12 protein-coding genes are annotated in these 19653 nt (G+C 44.4%); 3 read left to right on the top strand and 9 right to left on the bottom strand.

Annotated features, from left to right (window positions below; translation table 11 throughout):
• The first annotated feature begins 28 nt into the window (after window positions 1-28).
• Together AB4Z08_RS10380 and AB4Z08_RS10375 are read left to right on the top strand one after the other, a co-directional pair.
• Window positions 29-784, top strand: a complete 756-nt coding sequence (locus AB4Z08_RS10380; protein ID WP_441573658.1) for an SDR family NAD(P)-dependent oxidoreductase — start codon at window positions 29-31, stop codon at window positions 782-784.
• Window positions 785-932: 148 nt separating this feature from the next.
• Window positions 933-1094 (top strand): hypothetical protein, encoded by a 162-nt coding sequence (locus AB4Z08_RS10375; RefSeq protein ID WP_441573657.1) that lies wholly within the window; start codon window positions 933-935, stop codon window positions 1092-1094.
• Between the two features lie 104 nt (window positions 1095-1198).
• On the opposite strand, the gene AB4Z08_RS10370 is transcribed toward AB4Z08_RS10375, so the two are convergent.
• From AB4Z08_RS10370 to ruvA, 5 genes are all read right to left on the bottom strand, one after another.
• A complete protein-coding gene (locus AB4Z08_RS10370; RefSeq protein WP_441573656.1) occupies window positions 1199-2413 on the bottom strand; it encodes a sialidase family protein in 1215 nt (404 codons plus the stop codon).
• Window positions 2414-2417: 4 nt separating this feature from the next.
• The gene (locus tag AB4Z08_RS10365) at window positions 2418-4700 is read right to left on the bottom strand and encodes a TonB-dependent receptor domain-containing protein (protein WP_441573655.1); all 2283 of its coding nucleotides are present in this window, start codon (window positions 4698-4700) and stop codon (window positions 2418-2420) included.
• Window positions 4701-4764: 64 nt separating this feature from the next.
• On the bottom strand, window positions 4765-5106 hold the full coding sequence (locus AB4Z08_RS10360; protein ID WP_441573654.1) for a hypothetical protein: 342 nt from the start codon (window positions 5104-5106) through the stop codon (window positions 4765-4767).
• Window positions 5107-5268: 162 nt separating this feature from the next.
• A complete protein-coding gene (gene sprA, locus AB4Z08_RS10355; RefSeq protein ID WP_441573653.1) occupies window positions 5269-12534 on the bottom strand; it encodes a cell surface protein SprA in 7266 nt (2421 codons plus the stop codon).
• 36 nt (window positions 12535-12570) lie between these two features.
• A complete protein-coding gene (ruvA, locus tag AB4Z08_RS10350) occupies window positions 12571-13158 on the bottom strand; it encodes a Holliday junction branch migration protein RuvA (protein ID WP_441573652.1) in 588 nt (195 codons plus the stop codon).
• A 191-nt stretch (window positions 13159-13349) separates the two neighbouring features.
• Here ruvA and AB4Z08_RS10345 point away from each other — a divergent pair, with 191 nt between their 5' ends.
• The gene (locus AB4Z08_RS10345; RefSeq protein ID WP_441573651.1) at window positions 13350-14363 is read left to right on the top strand and encodes a beta-ketoacyl-ACP synthase III; all 1014 of its coding nucleotides are present in this window, start codon (window positions 13350-13352) and stop codon (window positions 14361-14363) included.
• 87 nt (window positions 14364-14450) lie between these two features.
• On the opposite strand, the gene AB4Z08_RS10340 is transcribed toward AB4Z08_RS10345, so the two are convergent.
• The 4 genes from AB4Z08_RS10340 to AB4Z08_RS10325 form a co-directional block, all read right to left on the bottom strand.
• Window positions 14451-16370, bottom strand: coding sequence for a sensor histidine kinase (locus tag AB4Z08_RS10340; protein ID WP_441573650.1), 1920 nt, complete (start codon window positions 16368-16370; stop codon window positions 14451-14453).
• Window positions 16367-18292, bottom strand: a complete 1926-nt coding sequence (locus tag AB4Z08_RS10335) for a tetratricopeptide repeat-containing sensor histidine kinase (RefSeq protein WP_441573649.1) — start codon at window positions 18290-18292, stop codon at window positions 16367-16369. The genes AB4Z08_RS10340 and AB4Z08_RS10335 overlap by 4 nt, the downstream gene beginning before the upstream one ends.
• A gap of 84 nt (window positions 18293-18376) precedes the next feature.
• A complete protein-coding gene (locus tag AB4Z08_RS10330; protein WP_441573648.1) occupies window positions 18377-19072 on the bottom strand; it encodes an NUDIX hydrolase in 696 nt (231 codons plus the stop codon).
• A gap of 47 nt (window positions 19073-19119) precedes the next feature.
• Entirely contained in the window at window positions 19120-19611 is a 492-nt protein-coding gene (locus AB4Z08_RS10325) for a DinB family protein (protein WP_441573647.1), read from the bottom strand.
• Between the last annotated feature and the right edge of the window lie 42 nt (window positions 19612-19653).

Below are 19653 nucleotides of genomic sequence, written 5' to 3'. Positions count from 1 at the left end.
TTGTAAATTGCATAAAAAATTACATCTCATGGGTATTGTTCTTATCACCGGAGCGACTGCCGGTTTTGGCCAGGCATGTGCAACTACGTATGCCGGTAAAGGTTATGATGTGATTATAACCGGACGGCGGAAAGAAAGACTGGATGCATTTCAAACACAGCTCACACAGGAATTTGGTGTAAATGTTCTGGCATTAAATTTTGATGTAAGAAATGAAGCGGAAGTAAAAGCCGTTTTAGGCAATATTCCGGAAGAATGGAGGAAAATTGATATCCTCGTAAATAATGCAGGTCTGGCAGCCGGATTAAGTACCATTGACGAAGGAAGTACCGATGACTGGGATGCCATGATAGATACCAACGTTAAAGGGCTGTTATACGTATCCCGTACCGTTATTCCGTGGATGCGTTCCCGTACGACCGGCCATATCATCAATATTGGCTCTACTGCCGCCAAACTGGTATATGCCAAAGGCAATGTTTACTGTGCTACCAAAGCCGCTGTAGACGCTATTTCCCAGGGTATGCGGATTGATTTACTCCCTTATCGTATAAAAGTAACCGCCGTTCACCCCGGTGCTGCAGAAACAGAATTTTCGCTGGTAAGGTTTAAAGGGGATGAAGAAAAGGCGAAAGAGGTGTATAAAGGCTTTATTCCATTAACACCACAGGATGTAGCAGACGTGGTATACTATTGTACCTCCCTGCCACCACACGTTTGTATTAATGATCTGGTAATGACACCTTTGCAACAAGCCAATGCTTACTACATAGATAAAAAATAACACATAGATGTGATTTGATGTTGCGACGGGAGTTATTATATTTGGAAACATTTATATATTTTTTGCACACATATAGCTATAGTAGCAAAAAATTTATGCCAATGCGACTAAACTAACTGACTATCCTAAACATTGAAACCATATCCCTATGCTTACATTTATCACTATGTACTTGTTACGTCTGTACTATCCCACGTGGAAAGAAGGATGGCGCCTTTACTTTGGTAGCTCCCGTAAAGGTAACTACGGTCGTTGGGCATCACGTAAAGATTGGGCCGGACAAAAAGGCTTTTCTTTGGGTTACAGCTGAGAATTTTTTAGAATTTGGGATGTAGGTATTTTTCAATGAACCACGGTGGCTGAAAATCATCTACATCCCAATTTATTTTTAGTCAGGATACCCGCTAATAAAGCCTATTGCACATCTAACCTGGTTACCACCACTTCACTCCTGTTTCCACTACGTTTTTTATAAGCCAGCAGTGCTTTGTCCTTTCCCACCGCACTGATCACGGGAAAATTTGCATAGCTGCTATCAGCGGTAAGGAGACCTGCCGTTATCGTTTTACCATCAGCCGATTTGTATTGAAAGCCTACCCTGCTGTTAAAATCATTTTTCCATTTTACAGGTTCATCCCATACTACCAGGATCTGATCATTTACGGTCGTCATCTGTGGATGTTTCGCCATCGGCGCTTTACTGAGGGACTCCTTTTGCGTATAGGTTTGACCGTTATCTGCAGAACGGCAGTAAAACGCTCCCTGTCCACCACCCATGGTGAACCAGGCGAAATGTAACCCGGTGCTATTGGCGGTCAGCGTTGGCCCTGTATGCGGACAACCATTCACGACCCAGTTATCCGCACTGATGCGCACCGGCGTAGAAAACGATTGGCCTCCATCGGTAGATACCTGGTGTACCATATCCCGAATAGAATCGTTGATAATATCCCGGTAGGCAAGATGAATATTGCCATTATCAGCTACATACATTTTAGTACGGCAACACTGGCAAATGGTAGTTGCTACCGGCATCGCAGATTGAAAACCACTTTGCCCGCTTGTTACCGCAAAATAAAGCGTTGATCCTTCCTCGTTAGTTTGCTTCCTATTATCCAGCCAGATAGCTGCCGCCTCTCCTGTGGGCAATAAAGCCATATCAAAATAACGCTGATCATACCCCGCAGTATCCGTTACCAGCGGCACCGCCGTCTGCCAGGTTTTGCCATGATCAAACGACTGTGTGTACATAACTTTACCTGCATACTTGTTACGCGGATCATTCGCCTCTACCCCAAACAACGCAATGATAGTACCGCCCGGCTTAAACAACAGCTTCGGCAGGTTTTCATCATGCGGAAAAACACCCGTAGTAGCCGGAATGACAACCGGTTCAGAAAACGTATGCCCGTTATCGTTAGATACTGCATAATACATCAGGCCCGTGTCTGCACTACTATCTTTCTCCACCCAGCTAATCACCGGATGCCCATCTGTATCTTTCGTCATAAAAGGACAGGAAGCATCCTTCCCTGCATGTGATACTACTACCGGTCCTTCCGGCTGTATCCCGCTGCGATGGCAGGATAGTGTCAACAACAACAATATCGCGGCTGCAATTGGTTTCATCTCTTTAATTTTTCCCGGTAAATGTATAGGCAACGCCGAAATTGAACGTCTGCCGTGGGCCAACCCTGTATGTTTTTCCATAGGCAGATTTCTCTGCAGTGGTGGCATACAACTGATCTCCAATGTTCATGCAGTTGAGCCAGCATTCAAATCCTTTAAATGCATATCCTGCCCTTGCATTAAATAAATCATACCCATTGTACACTGAAGTATTAGCGGCATCCATAAAGTACTTTCCTATGTGCTGCCACTCTGCGCCGATCCTGAAACCCTTCAGTACAGCCGGCTTCCAGGTAACTTCTGTATTGGCTATCCATTTAGGTGCACCATTCATCTGGTTATCACTATATACTTTACTCCCATCTGCATAAGCTTTAAAAAGATGTTCCGCATATGTACCACTGCTGCGTATCAGCAGACTATTAACAGGTGCATATTTTACATTCCACTCTATGCCACTATGCGTAGTAGCACCGGTATTCCTGTTTTCATAAACACCATCAGCATTTCTCACACTGATAATTTCATTGCTGCCATTCATACGGTAAATACTCAGATCCGCATATCCTTTGTGGTTGGCAAATCCAAACCAGCCACCTGCCTCATAGTTCTGATAAGTAGCAGATTTCAATACAGGGACTTTAACACCGGTATATAATTCCGAGATATTAGGCGGTGCAAACCCCACACTATAATTGGCATACAAACCCCGGTTACTACCGAGGTTATAAGTAAGTCCCAGCTTAGGTGTGAGCGCATTAAAATTATTACGCTCGCTGGGCGCGCCGGTATATGCAGATGGTGTTAAATGATTTTCAAAATTGTAATCCATGCGGTCATAGCGCAACGCGGCCACCACCCTCATTTGTTGTATCGGTGAAAATTCAAATTGCGTATATACGGCACTGTTAAGCAATCCTACCCGGTAATCAGTTAATAAAGAATCTGTTTGCCGGTAACTGGCATAATAACCCGCTGCATCTTTTGTGATCGCAATATAATCCGCCACATAAGTAGCAGGGCTGTAATCCGCACTCACACCCGCTATCAATGCGGCATCCTTCCAGTGAAATTGTTTCTTGTGCTGTACAATAATGCCATAGCTGTTAAATCCATCCTTATTGATCTGCCCATTTGCTTTTTGTGTACCTCTCACATCCTGTATCGCATAAAAGGGATTTTGCCCGATGGTATTATTGCGGAAGAAGCCAGTAAAAGTAGTATGGTTGCTGCTGTTCCATTCATGATCCAGGGTGCTGCGTATACGTAATGCTTTCACTTCGCGGTAGGTGAACGTCTGGAAATTGCGGTAGTTTTTCTCAAAGAAACGGGTGCTATCAAGACCGCCTGTCTGATCCGTTTTATAATTGATCAGGGTGGCAGCATTGGTCCACTTCGTTTTTTCATTGACCTGGTAATCTACTTTCGCCGTTAATGCCAGCTTATGAAAGTCGCTATGATCCATGTAGCCATTGCTTTGATTGGCATAATAGCCACTGACTGCAAAACCCACTTTTTTAACGGTATTGGATACACTGAAATCAGCTCTTCTGTATCCCCAGTTACTGCCTTCCAGTTGCACTTTGGCAGTAGGTACCAGCGTAGGCGAGGCAGTAATGAAATTCACAGCGCCACCTACTGCTTCGCTGCCATATAAAGAAGAGGCGGGTCCGCGAATAACTTCAATATTCCTCAATGCAGCCATATTAATTTCTATCAGCGCATTATGATTGAAGTCTCCTATTGTTCTGATAGGTATACCATCTTCCAGATACAAAAACAGGCTTTTATAACCAATAGGCTGACGGATAGCCATGGTATGCTGCTCGTTACCCAGATCTACCATATAAACCCCGCTTACCTTATTTAATACCTGGTCCAGGGTAGTGGCTTTGGCATCACTCAATGTTTGGGCAGAGATGGTACTAATGGCCACAGGAACGGCTGTCCGCTCCTGCTTGTCCCGGGAAGAGGAAACGATGATCTCATTCAGATTGGTAGTTCTTTGCTGGAGATAAATCACCGGCAAATGCGCGGCAGCATCAACGGATATCTGCCGGGTGATGTAGCCGATATAAGATATTTCAATAGAGTCGGTAGTTGGCGCAGATAATTCATATTTGCCCTGTGCATTGGTATTGCAGCCTGCTGCAGCATGCAACAGTCTTACATTCACACCAGGTAAAGCTTCTTTGGTTTGCACATCAGCCACACGCCCATGTAATTGCTGTGCATTACTGCTATACGCAGCTATACACGCAATGATGAGTAAACAACATTGTTTCATGTAAATAAAATAATTTACTGTTCGCTGTAAGCAAACAGAGTTAGTCAGGTAGTATAAAGGAATGTCAGGAAACTACTGACTGGGGCGGGTGGAAAACAGATGATACCAGTGTATCCGGGTGAGGGGCCTTATAAAAAGAAATAAATGTAATCTGGTCAGGTAGTGGTGCTGCATCAAACGATTGGATCGCTTCTACAAACATCACTTCATATTTTTCTTTATTGTTATTATTATTCTGGTCCTGGCGTGCATCCCGATCCAGCTCTTTCTTAAGATGACAGCGACCATTACAGTGCATCTGAGGCTTGTCTCTGTTTTCACAAAGCGCACTGGCTATATAAGACTGGTTCACCTTAAACTGCATCACAATAAGGCTTCTGCTGAAATTCTGCAGCAACAACCCCATAAATATGCATATAATAGCGAACCCTTTCACGCCGCAAACCTAGGAAATAATTACGAATTAAGAATTAAGAATTACGGGACTTGTATATAGATATTCGTGAATATAATCTACTGTATTCACTATCCATATGCAAGTCCCGTAATTCTTAATTCTTAATTATTTCTATTGCGACAATACGAACCTGAACGTAATACCTCCGCTGGTACTGGTAATCGGGTAAGAAGTAGATATTACTGGTATAGTTTGTCTTCTGTCATAGAAGAAACGAAGATTCAACCTGTTATTCACCACATAGTCAATAGACGGCGATATACCTATTACTTTCTGCCCGCTGGTAGGAATAGATAAATCTGCATCCAACCGGTTATTGGCGGTTTTATCATCCCGGAAACTCAGGTCCAGTCTGAAGTTCATATCGTTTTGCAGTTTCTTTCCACCATTTCTACTGAAGGAGAAAGGTAATTGTACCCCTCTTACACGGTAGCCTGCTCCAATAATAATTTCACTGGAACGTACTTCTGTCAGCTGGTAATCAATGAGACTCAAGCTGAGGGAACGGCTCTTTCTGAACTCCACCCTGGCATTCAGGCTATTTACGAATGTAAGGTCCACTCCCAGCAACGGAGAGAAGGACTCAGTCAGCGTAAGGTTAGGTACCAGGAAATAAGGGAAGTAATTTCCGGATACGGTATCCCTGAACGCCGGGAAGCCGGTGAGCCGCGGATCTTCAAAGTACATAGAAGTATTGTAGGAGTTCATACTAAGTGAACCCGTATAAGCATGTCTGACAGTAAAGTTGGTCAGGAAGGACTTGAAAGGTTCCAGCTTGGTCAACCCATTATATGTGATGTTCCAGTTGGGTTTAGGAATATAATTACTGAAAGGATTGCTTTTCACGTTATCATTTCCTTGTTTCAACAGGGCTATCTTATCGGGCGATGTTCCGGTATATGCGGCCAGGAATGCTGGTATCAGTACATCCTGTGCATACCTGGTATAACCATATGCATAGTTTGGATCTTTAGGATCTCCTGTTGGTACGCCCGGATCTTTATTGTATGGGTTGATGGCACCTAATCTTTTTGAGATCTGGTTACGGTAAGCTTCAAAGTTCCGGAAGGTATTGGAAATACCATCCGATGTATTGATTTTACCAAACATGGTTTTGATAGCAATGTAGGTGATTTCAAAACCGCCCGCATCGTATGGACTCAGGTGCTGGAAGTTGCTCGGATCTGTCAGATTTTTGAACAATTCCGTATGCGTTTTGGTAAACGACTTGGTCATGGTCAGGTCTATGCGCAAATCGTTCAACGGTTCCAATTGGGCCTGCAAATCCCATCTCTGCGTAAACTGTTGCTGGGCCTGTATATTAAATAAGGTGTCCGGCGTAATCAGTCCTTTTTGTGCAAATTTGTCCAACCACTTTCTATCCGGCTGATAACCAAATACGAAATTGAGACCTGGCGCCATGGTGGCCCAGTTCATACCTATAATTTTGGTACTGTCAATATACCCCGGCAAACGGGTACCTGCATTTTCGTTATAGTTAAATCCAATCCGTTTCAGCATCATCAGCGGTTTCAGCAATCCTTTCACCCATGGCGATATTTCATCGGGGGCAGGTTGATTCTGGTTTTGCTGATTAGCCGCAGTTTTGTTGTTCTGGTTATTGTTATTGTTGTTGTTCGTCTGTGGTTTGCGGGCATTGATCTGTCGCAGGAATTTCGACTTGTTATAGAGCTCTGTAAACTTGAATTCTGCTGTCAGTGTTTTCTGCTGTGTGTTTTCTATCGCGTTCCCCAGGTACAATGCCAGCTGTGAAGCGCCCGTCCACCGGTATTCCGTGCTGTAGCCAAATGCGATATTGGTCCAGTTGAGTGCCGGGAATTTGGAGGTAGGCAGCGTATAGGTGAAGTTGGCGTTGTGCATATAGTTGGTGTTACGCCCACCTTTGAAGAAGTTCCTGCGTACCGTGTCTTTCTTCGCTGCATCATCTAAACGGCCGTTTGGCTCATCAATACGTGCGTTATTTACTGCGTTGAACTCAAAATTGATGCTGCGGGTGAGATCCCATTTCACCGTATAATATCTGTCGAACGTAAAGTATTTATTATAGGTTTCGGGCAGCTGGTACTTAACATCGCCACCTACGTTGCGTACACGGGTAACACCAAACTGCCGGGATATATCTACCCGGAAGCTCAGGATAGCCGGTACATAGTTAATGTTGAAGTCTCGGATCAGATCCAGCCAGTGCGATTTACTTTTGATCAGTTTCTTAAACGGCTCCAGGTAATGCGGCTGACCGGCGTAGTTGTACCCTAATCCTCCACGGTGCTTCGTGAGCATATCATTTTGGATCAACGGATTATGCCGCAATATCTGGGAGAAGGAATAACTGAGGTCAAAGTTTTCCACATCCCACAGGTGTCGTTTACCACCACCTCCGAGATTTAATTTCCGGACGTTGGTAAAGTTCAGACTTTTGATAGAAGTGAAATCCTGGGCATTTTTCCGGATAGAATCTCTTTCCGCGCGGTTTCTGGCCAGGCTCATTTTATCCTTCAGTTTAATATCCAGGTCATAGGGATCATACTCCGGATTGCTGGCGGATTGTGAGTAGCCGGCATATACCGGAATAGAGATACCTGCTTTCTTTGGTAATAGTTTACCAAGATCAAGGTTAGCAGCTGCATCATATTGCAGGAAGTTATCCCTGAATCTTTCATTTACGCGCTGATCAATATTTCCGAAACCAGCGGTATGCATATTACCGGAAACCGAGATGGTACCTAAATCGGAAAGTTGTACATCCACCCTGGCGAGCGCAGCATAACCACCCTTCTCATCAAAATCAGAGAGGCGCAGTTCATCCAGCCATACCTCAGCGCAGTGTGGCTGTCCATCATCTTTCGGGTTTTGTATACCTATCATCATGGTGCGGGCGTCACCCAAACTAGGATTACCCACTACCGTCATAAAGTTTCCATACTGATCGGCTACTGGTGTTGCCGGGTAAGGCAGTATCGGAGAGCAGGAATCACACATATTACGTTTCTGCTTCAGTGCACTGAGCTGAGACATCACCAGTTCCATGTTATTACGTTCCGGCCAGATGTCCAAAGCGGTTTTAGGACCATTCCAGTCTGTTACTTTCAGCGGAATGCGGTACTCATAATAGTTACTTACAAAGTCGCTACCAATACGGATCACGGCTTGCATCTGTCCGTCTTTCAGGGCAGTAGCAGCACCTACAGCTTCCGCGTGTATGTACATCTGCAGTTTTTTGTACTGACGCAGATCCATATTCAGCGTTTTGTAGAGAGCACGCATTTCACCATCTTTCAGGTTGCAAAGCTGTACGGACAAAGACTGCTCATTCAGTTGCAGTGTAGTATTGTTGGTGCTGATTGTATTTTGTCTTACTACTCCCGGAGGCAACACATAAGGAATAGGTGTACGGGAAGAGTTTTCTTCAATATTAACAGCAGAAGAATTAAAGGTAGTAGAGTTATCCAATGGAATCGGATCGCCCGGACGCAGCTCGTACATATACCGGCGCCATTGGTTGCGTACCAGTTCCAGTTTGGCAAAACGTACAATCACGGAATCCGTAAAGCCGGTCAGGAACATACGCATGAAACGGATGGATTTGAAATCCGGTATGTTACCCACTTTCGCGTTATACTGGTTCAATGGTACTTTAAACTGGTACCAGGTTTCTGTTGTTTTCTGATTATTGGGTAAGGTTACATCTGCCTCTATCTTATCCACAATAAAGTTGGTACCTACCTGCATGTTAGGTTTCATATCCACTCTATACTGGAAGTATTCCTCTGTTTCATTCATGGTATTATCCCTGTTCAGATCTTCTGATTCAGGAATGTTGGTGGCGGCAGAGGAGAAAGTTGATTTAGGATCAGATACCGGAGAGTTGCCTTCCGGATTGCTATATCTTTTATAGCGCTGCAGAATGTTCATTCCATTATATGTCGGATCACGATAATGTTTGTAATCATCATTGGCCGGATCCTGCACCGCCTGGTTATATACAGGGCTACCTCCGAAATTCATCCGCAGTGTATCCATGTATGTTTTATAGAAGGCGCCTTCGTCCTGTGATTTCAAACCATCGTAACCCACATCCTGGTAACTGCGGATATTAGGATCATTATCAAATGCCTGGGTGATCTGCTGCTGGAATTTAGGTAAACGGCCCCATTTGGAAGAATCGATCTTATTAGGATCCTGGCGCGGATCAGGCATCCCGTTTTCAAAGAATTTCTTGGAATCTTTGAGGATGTCTTCAGATACGTTACCAAGGTTAAAGTACATCGCACCACCGGAACTGTTCGGCTGTTTAATAAATGGATCCTGTATCCAGAACTCAATATATTCAATGTTCGCAGTTTCAAAATCACTGTTATCGATCGCCCTCATGATACCCCCCCAGCGGGTTTGCGGTCTTGCCAGCAAACCATCCCGGTTCATCATGATTGGATTGTTGGTAAAGTTGTAGGGGCCTCTTTCTGTAGGATAATAGGCCAGATCAAGGGTGCTCAACTGGCTTTGTCCGAAGTCGGTAGACCTGTTTTTGAATACTTCTTTCTGATATACTAACCTCGAGCGGGGGTCGGATTGATCATCTATCGTAATCCCTGATGGCAGACTTGGTGATTTCGGTAATTGAAGGGTAGGTTCAATGATGTACCAGGCCAATTTTGCCCTGTTTTTTCCGTAATCCAGCACATTATTCAATTCTGCTTCCGGGAACATCACCCTACCGGAGGCATCTGTTGCTCCTTTAGGTGTAGAGGCCAGCGCCCAGCTGGTTGCCGGGAACTTCAGGTCGTATCCACTTTTCACGCCCTCAAAATCATCTATATAAGCTGTACCCTGTTTGCTGCCAGGTTCATTCACCAGCTTACTATGTCCGGGGAACAATCGGGCTACCTCACCGGTAAACAATATATTAGATGGAGAAGAGCTGGTATAGTTCGGCAATTTATCCAGGAATCGGTTTAATCCTTTCCATTCGGAAGCATAGTTCGCATCCAACCCTACCATGGTATTTTTAATCGGATCCTCTCCGTAGTTCACCTTCTGGTAATAAGGTCTTTCACTCATGCGCACGATTGTACCGCCCAAACTTAATTTATCATTGACGATATAATCCAGTCGGGTACCAAAATAGTTGCGGACCTGTTGCCCGAATAGCGCATTATTTTCAAACTGTACATTAATAGGTACGCCAGCGTTCAGCACCCCGCCGTTAATAATTTTCAGTCTGCCCAGGTTATAATCAATAATGTAATCCACATTTTCCCGCAGTTGCTGGCCGCCGGCGGTCACCGTAACAGAGCCTGGCGGGATGGTGGTACCAGAGCCCAGGTTAATTTCCGAGGAGTTGGCGGATTTATAGGAACCACGTATCACATATCGGTTCAGCTGAGGGAACTGCTGGGCCACCACTTTAATGGAGTCATACAGTACATTATAGAGGTATTGCTTTTCCAGTGCCGCATCTCCGCCGAACGCCTTTTTAAGGCCGGCAGAAAAAGGTTCCAGTGTCGGGAACATGATTTTACCGGTCAGGGAGTTTATCGTATATCCTTCCACGTAATCGAACACCCCATCTGGTTGCGGATCCAGCTGGTTATTCAATCGGTCGAGATTAAGAATGGTAATGATAGGGGCACCGGCGAAATCTCCCTTTGCATCGGGGATATAACGTTTATCACTGGGTGGACGGCCTTCTGCGCCAGGATCTTTATAGTATACATCCATCCGGAAATCTTCCTTATTTACCTGGAAGGCGCCGGTGGCGTAAATATTCTTCATCATCAGGTCCCATATGGGCAAGGTAGGACGGGCAGATGTTGCTTTCAGCAATTTGAGGAACAGAACAGGCTGATTGGCACTGTTGTTTTGGTCCGGAGGCACATCCTGCGAAAATTCACCCACCTGGTATACCCTTCCATTGTAGGTATACTGATAGGCGACTGCCAACACTTCATCGGCCTGTAATTGTTGGTTAAGGGAGATGAAACCCAGTTGTTTATTATAGATGTACTCCGTAGAATCAAGTTTGCGGGCAAATGTTTTCTCAAATTCCGAAACCGGTTGCAAGCCTAAGGCAAGCAATCGGCTGACGACCGTTCCGGTATTCCGGCTCATCGGATCGCGGATCAGATTGGAATACAGGTCATTTGTTCCTCTGTCCGGCAGTTTGGAAGTGGTATTAACGTGTATCGCTGTTTTATTAAAAGGGTTCTGTTCTGCGAGGTCCATTAAACCCACGATATCACGCGTTTGGGTAGTAGCCCCGGTTTTATTGGTTACCCATACTTCCATACGGGTAATATTTGTCAGTGACCTGATGATTGGCAGGTTAGACATGGCATAATTGAAGGTATCACGGAAGAATTGGGCCAAAAGGAAGTGGCGGTTGTCTTCATACTCATCTGCTCTCAGGTTATAGTCTTGTACCTGGGTACCGCCTTTGAGCATGAGATTTTGCTTCTGTGATTTCTGATTGGAGAGTACACTTGTAACGGTTAAGCGTCCGAACTGCAACTGTGTTTTCACCCCGAAAAGTGATTGGATCCCGGATATCAGGGAGCTACGCAGGGGAAAGCTAACGTTACCAGCTTCTATTTTCTTGATAATTTCATCATTATAGCCGGTATATTCAAGTTTTACCTGGTTTTCAAAATCAAACTGGGATTGGGTATTATAGTTGGTGATCAGTTTCAGTTTATCCCCGATTTTACCTACTACGTTCATGTTGATCCCCATATCAAAATTAAACCCGCCATTCTTTCTGGCTTGTTCTACCAGTACGGGGTTTTTGATATTCTGGCCCTGATAGCCGAAGGTGAGGTCCAGGCTACCCTGGGGGCGTATATCTACTTTACTGCCGCCAAAGATGCGGTCAAAGAGGTTATTGCCATTATACAGTGCGGGACCATTGCTGCGTTGGTTCAGGTTACCCAGGGCGCTGGCTCTTTTTTGCCAGTAGTCCTGTTCACTCTGGTGGGACTGCAGTTTATAGAACTCGTCAAAGCTCATGTAGGTAGGGTTACGGTAGTACTGATTACCGATTTTTTCGGTAACCGTATATTGCTTCGTAACGGGATCGTATTCTACTGTTTTGTTGATATTTGCGGGATCCTTCAGATCAATACCACTTCTGGACCCCGGATCCGTTATATTGGGGCCGCGTCTGTCCTGAAGGGGGTATTTCAAGGTATCTTTTTTTCCGGTAGTATCGATTTTGGTTTGACCTGTAATGGTGGTATCCGGCTTCCAGCTCCTTCTTGATAATTTCAGATTCCCAGAACGATCCCTAGCGGCAGTGTCAACAATGATAAAGGATACAATTGCTATCACGGCAAAAGCACCATAGTATGTTTTTCTTGCCAAGAAAAATAGGTTTTTATAGAGGATTTTATGTATTTATTATAAACTTTTCAGGGCTTTCTTTATGAGCTCTTCCAAGTTTTGCAATAGTGGCTCATTTTTCATAACTCTCTGAATTGCCGATTCTGCCATGTTCCGGGCTATGCCTAGAGTTATCAGAGCATTTAACGCATCTTCGTGCATTGTATTGTTTACAGTAGCAGATAAATGTGTTCCGGTATCCTTGTGTTTCGTTATTTTATCTTTCAGTTCGAGTATTATTCTTTTGGCTGTTTTAGCGCCGATCCCCTTCACGCTTTCGAGCATCCGCTCATTTTCCATCATGATAGCACGTTGTATATCTTCTGGTTGTAAAGATGACAACATCATTCGGGCGGTATTGGCCCCTACACCTGAAACACTTATCAGCAGGAGAAAAAGACTCCTTTCTGCCTCTTCAAAAAAACCATACAGCGTATGCGCATCTTCTTTAATCTGGAGGAAGGTTAACAGTTTGCAACTTTCCATATTCTGTATCCTGGAATATGTATTGAGGCTAATCTGTACTTCATAACCGATTCCGTTCACATCCAGATGAACAAGGGCTGGTGACTTATACGCCAATTTTCCATTCAGATAAGCAATCATACAAGGTAAAGGTTCAGTAATTTAATTAAACTTTCGGAAATTGATTAATAATGTATTTCGGGTAAACCGGGGCAAAGATGCTAACTTTTAACGGATTGTCAATCCTTAAAGTTCATCATATTCGACTTTTTTAGGAAATATACGTTTATATCGTATTTTTACGCCTCGTTTTAAACACATATTTAGTTTATATGAATAAAATAACGGCCGCTATTACAGCGGTGGGTGGGTATGTTCCCGATTACGTGCTAACCAACCAGGAATTAGAAAAATTAGTAGATACAACAAACGACTGGATAATAACCCGGACGGGCATTTCAGAGAGGAGGATATTGAAGGGAGAAGGGAAAGGGACATCTGATCTGTGTGTACCGGTAGCTCTTGAAATTTGCAACAAGAGAGGCATTTCTCCGGAAGAAATTGATCTGTTAATTGTGGCCACTGTTACCCCGGACATGACCTTCCCTGCTACAGCCAACGTAGTAACCGATAAAATCGGTGCTAAAAATGCTTTCGGCTTCGATATCAGTGCTGCTTGCTCAGGCTTTTTATACGCATTGGACACCGGTGCCCGCTTCATTGAAAGTGGCCGTTACAAAAAGGTAATGGTAATTGGTGCTGATAAAATGAGTTCCATCATTGACTATACCGACAGGACTACCTGCATCATTTTTGGCGATGGCGCCGGCGGCGTACTGCTGGAAGCCAACACCGAAGGATATGGCTTAATTGACAGTATCCTGAAAAGTGATGGCCATGGCCGTGAATACCTTCACATGAAGGCCGGAGGCTCTGTTAAACCCGCAACTGTTGAAACAGTAAACAGCCGTGAACACTTCGTATACCAGGAAGGCAAAATGGTGTTTAAATATGCGGTTTCCAACATGGCAGGTGCAGCAAAAGACATCATGGAACGTAACAACCTGACCTCGGAAGATATCGCTTGGCTGGTACCTCATCAGGCCAACAAACGTATCATTGGAGCCACTTCCCAGTATATCAACGTTCCCGATGAAAAGGTAATGATGAATATTCACCGCTATGGTAACACCACTGCCGGTACTATTCCTTTGTGCCTGTGGGACTATGAAAAATTCCTCAAAAAAGGCGACAACATCATGATGGCGGCCTTTGGTGGCGGATTTACCTGGGGAGCCAACTATATCCGTTGGGCATACGATGGCGATCAATACGGAAAAAAATAAAAATAGCATTTTTTGATTTCCGGATGCCCATACTTTGTTTCAGAAAGAAATTCTCCAGAAACGCAGTACGGGCATCCGGAATTTATATTATCCCGTCAATATCCCCGTAAATACCAGGTATTTCCCCTCACTCTCCGTTACCTGTAAGCCACCATTCATTTTATCTATAAAGTCTTTTGTAATAGCATAACTCAGTGCGTACATATCCTGCTGCCAGTCCGACAAAGTTTTTATAATGGCAGCCGCATCTACGCCGGTATCTGCAATGATGCGGCTATATGTCAGTCCTTCACTTCTCCAGGCAGAAACAATGAGCAAACTTCCCGGCCGGGCATAATGTACAGATAACCGCAATAAGTGCTGATGCACCATGCGAAGCATTTCTCCATCTGCAGTTAAGGTAAAGTCCTCCGGTACCAGGTTCACCACTACCAGAGATTTTTCCGTAATAACGGCATACACAGGTTTCAGCACGGTCTGTATCGCATCATACAACCGGCATGGGACAGGATGATACGCAAATCCCGCTAACTGCAGGCGTATCCACTTCAGGATATTATCAAAAACACACAATGTACTACCGGAAACATCTGCTATCTTCTTTATCAGCGCAGTCATGGTCACAGGGTCTTCTTCATGATCTTTTAACCGCCCCGCTACATTTGAAATGTAATACAATGGGGCCCTGAAATCATTGGCAATAATCGTAATCAGCTTATTCTTAAACTCATCATTGGCCCGCAGCGCTACGCGCTTCAGCGAAATATCGGCATAACTATCTGACAATTTCCGTTCCTGCTCCTGTGATGCACTGTATTGCTGATAACGGCTGAAAAGCAATATGAATAACAGGATCACTATAATAAATAACCCTGCTATCACAAACTGGCTGTTCCGTTTTTTAATTCGCCCCTTTTCCAGTTCCTGCTGCTGTTGCAGGTTGCTTTTGGAGAGTTGCCGTAAGGCTTGTTCTTTTAAAAAATAATCGATATAATTCACCCCATCCCGGTCGGGCTGATAACGATGTTGAGCGGCCATCCGCATGATTTCACCGCTATAATAATTCACTTTGGCCGTATCATTTTCCAGCCGGTAGTAGTCATATAAACCGGCTATGGTGGCAAGATTTAATTCTATACAACCTGCTTGTTTAGCCAGTTCATAAGATAGCTCCCGGTAGTGGGTAGAGTCTATCGTATATCCCATCCCGTGGTAGTTTTCCATGCGATTATATATATCCATCGCCACATATAGCAACCCTCGCTTCAATGCTTCATTAGCCAGCTGATTCATCCTTACCTCCGCCTCTTTTCCACGTCCCTGTTTTACCAGCGTATCCGCCTCATAGGCGTCGATATATAATGGCAGGCGGCTACGGGGGTATTTTTCTGAAATACGCCGTGCGGTTCGAAATGCCCATTGTACGGAGTCCTTACGGGTAGTATCATTATAAAACCGCATCGCATAATTTACCAGCAGTATACTGTACATCGAATCTGCTGAGGGCGGTAGCCGGCTGGCCATATTAAAGGCTTCGTAAAAATAATTGTTGGCATCTGTCTGTCTGCCCATATTCCGGTAGTAGAGATACAGGTTACTCAGGGTTTTGCAGATACGCGCACTGTCAGACAATGATTTATGTAACTGCAATGCCCTGTATGCATAGATACCGGCAATGTTGAAATCTGTTCTCAGCGCAAAGCAAAAACTCAACACATCATAGGCATCAGCCAAACCTTTTTTATCATGCAGTCTGTCAGATACTTCATATGTTCTGATGGCATAAATAAAGCTGCTGTCGATATTGATCATCATATACAGCGCGCCCAGTTTGCCCAACGTATTCACATAATGGCTGCTGTCCTTCGTTGTTTTCAGCTCCTGTAACAATTCAGACAGTTGCGGGCTTTGCGCGTTTGCATTGTATACAGCACATAGCCATGCAATAGCTAACCATAAGGCTGCTAATTTATGCTTATAACGTGCTTCAGTAGAGGTTTTTCTCATTTCTCGCCTGGTGCGCTTTTCAACGATTCCGGGAGCCGGTAATAAAAAGTACTCCCTTGCTGTTCATTATTTTGTGCATTAATGTCTCCGTCCATTTTATCCATAAAATCTTTACAGATGATCAACGCCAGGCCGGCGCCCTTGCCGGATCGCTCCTGTTCATAGGCTTTGCTGTTCCAGGCAAACAACAATGGAAATACCACTGCATCAATACCCGAACCTTCATCTGTAAAGGAAACTGTCAGCCATCTATTATTACGTATAGCCTTAATCGTTATTACGCCATTTTCAGGCGAAAATTTAATGGCATTGTGTAAAAAATTCCGGTGAATGAATTGCAGCATTTCAAAATCGGCCAACACAGTTGTTCCTTCCGGGATATCTGTTATCAGTTGTATTTTCTTTTCGTTTAATAAATGCTGTAAACTTTGTGTTACTGCACGGATCATATCTGCCAGCAAAAATATTTCCGGATGATATACAAAGCCCGACAGTTGGGTACGTATCCATTTTAATATTTCTTCAAATACCCCCAGGGTGGTAGTAGCGGTTTGTTCTACCTCGAGGATCATCTCCGCTGCCTCTGTTACGGTGAGCGCTTTTTCATCTATAAACCCGGTAATATTAACAATGTTGTGCAGAGGTGTTCTGAAATCATGTGCGATCATTGAGATTAGCTTATTCTTGAAATCATCACTCTCCTGTAATGCTTTATTTCCTTTGCGGATTTCTTCCTGCAACGTGGCCATGCTGGCGCTGTTGATCTTTGAAAGCCGGTAAGCCCGGATAAAATACGTCAGCAATATCACGAGTAGTATGGCGATGGCGGCGATGATGATGAGCTGGTAGTACCAGAAATGGTTAGTCGTTTGGGTATGTTCCAATTGTTCACGCTGCGACTGGTGCTGCATTTTCAAAGAGTCCATCAGCTCATCCCCGAAATTATAAGCGAGATAATCGGCCTCTCCTGCCTGCATATCTTCCTGTTGCTGTTGCATAATATGCAGGGCCATCCGGCTGTACACAGCGGCATGTCGGGCATCTTTCCGGTGCTGGTACCAATTAAACAAGGTAGTGACCACTGGCAGCATTAACCCGGTATATCCACCGGCCACCGCATAGTTGACTGATTGCTGCTGATACAGCAAGGAATCCGCTTTTCTTTGCCAGATCCGGTAACCTGTTAACTGTGCACAGGCATACATGGCAATGTAATTAAGTCCTGCGCTGTCGGCTACCCATATTACTTTTTTCAGTCTCTCTTCTGCTTTCTTTATTTCTCCAGCCCGGAGATCTTCATGGGCTTCAAATAATTGCACATACAGCATCCCTAACCGGTCATGATACCTGGCAGTGAGTGCCACGGCTTGTTGCAGCGCCTTTTGTGCGAATGCCAGTGCTGCCGTATCTCCCGCATTCACCAGGTAGTAGTTCACCAGCACCCATGCCCGCACAGAATCCAACCCGGGTGCCCAGGTTACTTTCAATGCCTTGTTCAGATAATTTTGTGCTTCCGCATGTTTGCCCTGGTATTGATAATAGGTACCGATGTTCATCAGCGATACCGCCACACCTGTTGAATCGCCGGCAGCGCGGCAGGCTGTTAATGCATTATCATAAAATAAAAAAGACAGGTAACGGTGGGGGCGCAGGGAATAATACCGGCCCAGGCCACGTAAGGCGTCCCGATGGCCTTTGTCGTAGCGTATCCTCGTGGCGATGTCATTAGCCGTTTTTGCATACCCTCCACTGCTATCCAGCTGACAGGGAAGATACAGGGACGACAACCTGTTTAGCGCATCCACATACTTCGTACTATCCGTTATCCCCGATAACGCATGCTTAATTGCTGTAATGTCATTATGCTGCCCGCACAATGTTTTTGAAAGGAATAGCAGACAACAAAGGCCTGCATGGCGCATCCATACCATAATTGGGAATCAACAATCCGTAAAATAGTTTTATTTACGGTGCTGACTGCCATCCATTTTGTTCATTTTGAGCCCTTAGATTTCAAACACCAATCCTTTACGTTTCAGTGCTTCATACTTTTCAGGATCGAAGCGGTATAGATGTGCTCCTTTTTTGGAAGATGTTTTGTCTTTTTCCTCCAGTTTTTCCATTACATCCAGGGATAATATTTTCTTACGGAAGTTGCGTTTATCCAGTGTTTTCTGATAAATTTCTTCGTAGAGACTTCTTAGTTGTGAGAGGGTAAATTTCTCCGGCAGCAGTTCAAAACCTATGGGATGGAATTGTGCATTATTACGGAGGGCCGCCAATGCATCTTCAATCATTTTGCCATGATCGAAGATCAGCTGGGGTATTTCGTGTAGCTCCAGCCAGTGCGCGCCATGTTCTCTGGCCAACGGCTTATCGTGGTTTTTAATACGTATGAGTGCATAGTAAGCAACAGATATTACCCTGGCGCCCGTATCGCGGTTTACATTGCCATAGCAATGCAGCTGGTTCATATAAATATCATCCAAACCGGTTGTATGTTCCAGCACACGGCCAGCCGCTTCATCCGTACTTTCATCTTCCTGTACAAAGCCTCCTACCAGCGACCATTCGCCGGCCATAGGAGCTACCTTACGTTGCATGATCAATAACTTCAACCGGCCTTCATCAAAACCGAAGATGATACAATCTACTGCCACCAGGTGTTTAGGGGCTTTAGCATAAAAAGAAGCAGCATTCATAAAGGAATTTTAAAGGCAGAATATCCGGTAAAAATAATAAAATCGACCTACTTTTTAGGTTTAAAACGACTGTAATCGGTAACAGGTATTTTATTGACACCTAATAGTCCTAACATATATACCAGTTGTCCCCGGTAAAAGGTACTATTATTACATACCTGAATAATAACGTCCTGAACGGCTATTTTATAATGTTCACTCTTTTTGAGTGTATAGGCAATGGTATGATTCAACTTCACCTGGTTAGCTTTCCCGACCCATTCTTCCAGCAACAACGATTGTTTTAGCCAGGAGGCACAGGCCACGGCAAAAGAATCGTTGAAGCCAATAGTAGGATCCGTTGTTTTCTCTGTGAGCTGTAATCGTTGATACCAGCTACTTTCCTCCTGCCACAAGTGGTAAACAGCAGCACGTACCGTCGAAAAACCGGCACCCAGCGGTTCGTCCAGCTGTTCTTCCGTTAGTTTAAGCAACCCCTTTACCAACTGTTGATTAGCCCAGTGGTTGTAAGAAGTATAGTGCACCAGCATATTTTTCATGTAAAAAAAAGATTAATGCAATCCCGCAGTAAACATCCTACA

Origin of the sequence: Chitinophaga sp. RAB17, assembly GCF_052114225.1 — a bacterium.
Taxonomy (GTDB): domain Bacteria; phylum Bacteroidota; class Bacteroidia; order Chitinophagales; family Chitinophagaceae; genus Chitinophaga.
Note: the sequence above shows the minus strand (reverse complement) of the source record. Positions and strands in the feature narration are given on the sequence as shown.

Coding starts and splice junctions, on each gene's coding strand:
- AB4Z08_RS10380 (WP_441573658.1), top strand. CDS start 29: ATGGGTATTGTTCTTATCACCGGAGCGACTGCCGGTTTTGGCCAGGCA.
- AB4Z08_RS10375 (WP_441573657.1), top strand. CDS start 933: ATGCTTACATTTATCACTATGTACTTGTTACGTCTGTACTATCCCACG.
- AB4Z08_RS10360 (WP_441573654.1), bottom strand. CDS start 5,106: ATGGGGTTGTTGCTGCAGAATTTCAGCAGAAGCCTTATTGTGATGCAG.
- ruvA (WP_441573652.1), bottom strand. CDS start 13,158: ATGATTGCTTATCTGAATGGAAAATTGGCGTATAAGTCACCAGCCCTT.
- AB4Z08_RS10335 (WP_441573649.1), bottom strand. CDS start 18,292: ATGCGCCATGCAGGCCTTTGTTGTCTGCTATTCCTTTCAAAAACATTG.
- AB4Z08_RS10340 (WP_441573650.1), bottom strand. CDS start 16,370: ATGAGAAAAACCTCTACTGAAGCACGTTATAAGCATAAATTAGCAGCC.
- AB4Z08_RS10325 (WP_441573647.1), bottom strand. CDS start 19,611: ATGAAAAATATGCTGGTGCACTATACTTCTTACAACCACTGGGCTAAT.
- AB4Z08_RS10330 (WP_441573648.1), bottom strand. CDS start 19,072: ATGAATGCTGCTTCTTTTTATGCTAAAGCCCCTAAACACCTGGTGGCA.
- AB4Z08_RS10365 (WP_441573655.1), bottom strand. CDS start 4,700: ATGAAACAATGTTGTTTACTCATCATTGCGTGTATAGCTGCGTATAGC.
- AB4Z08_RS10370 (WP_441573656.1), bottom strand. CDS start 2,413: ATGAAACCAATTGCAGCCGCGATATTGTTGTTGTTGACACTATCCTGC.
- AB4Z08_RS10345 (WP_441573651.1), top strand. CDS start 13,350: ATGAATAAAATAACGGCCGCTATTACAGCGGTGGGTGGGTATGTTCCC.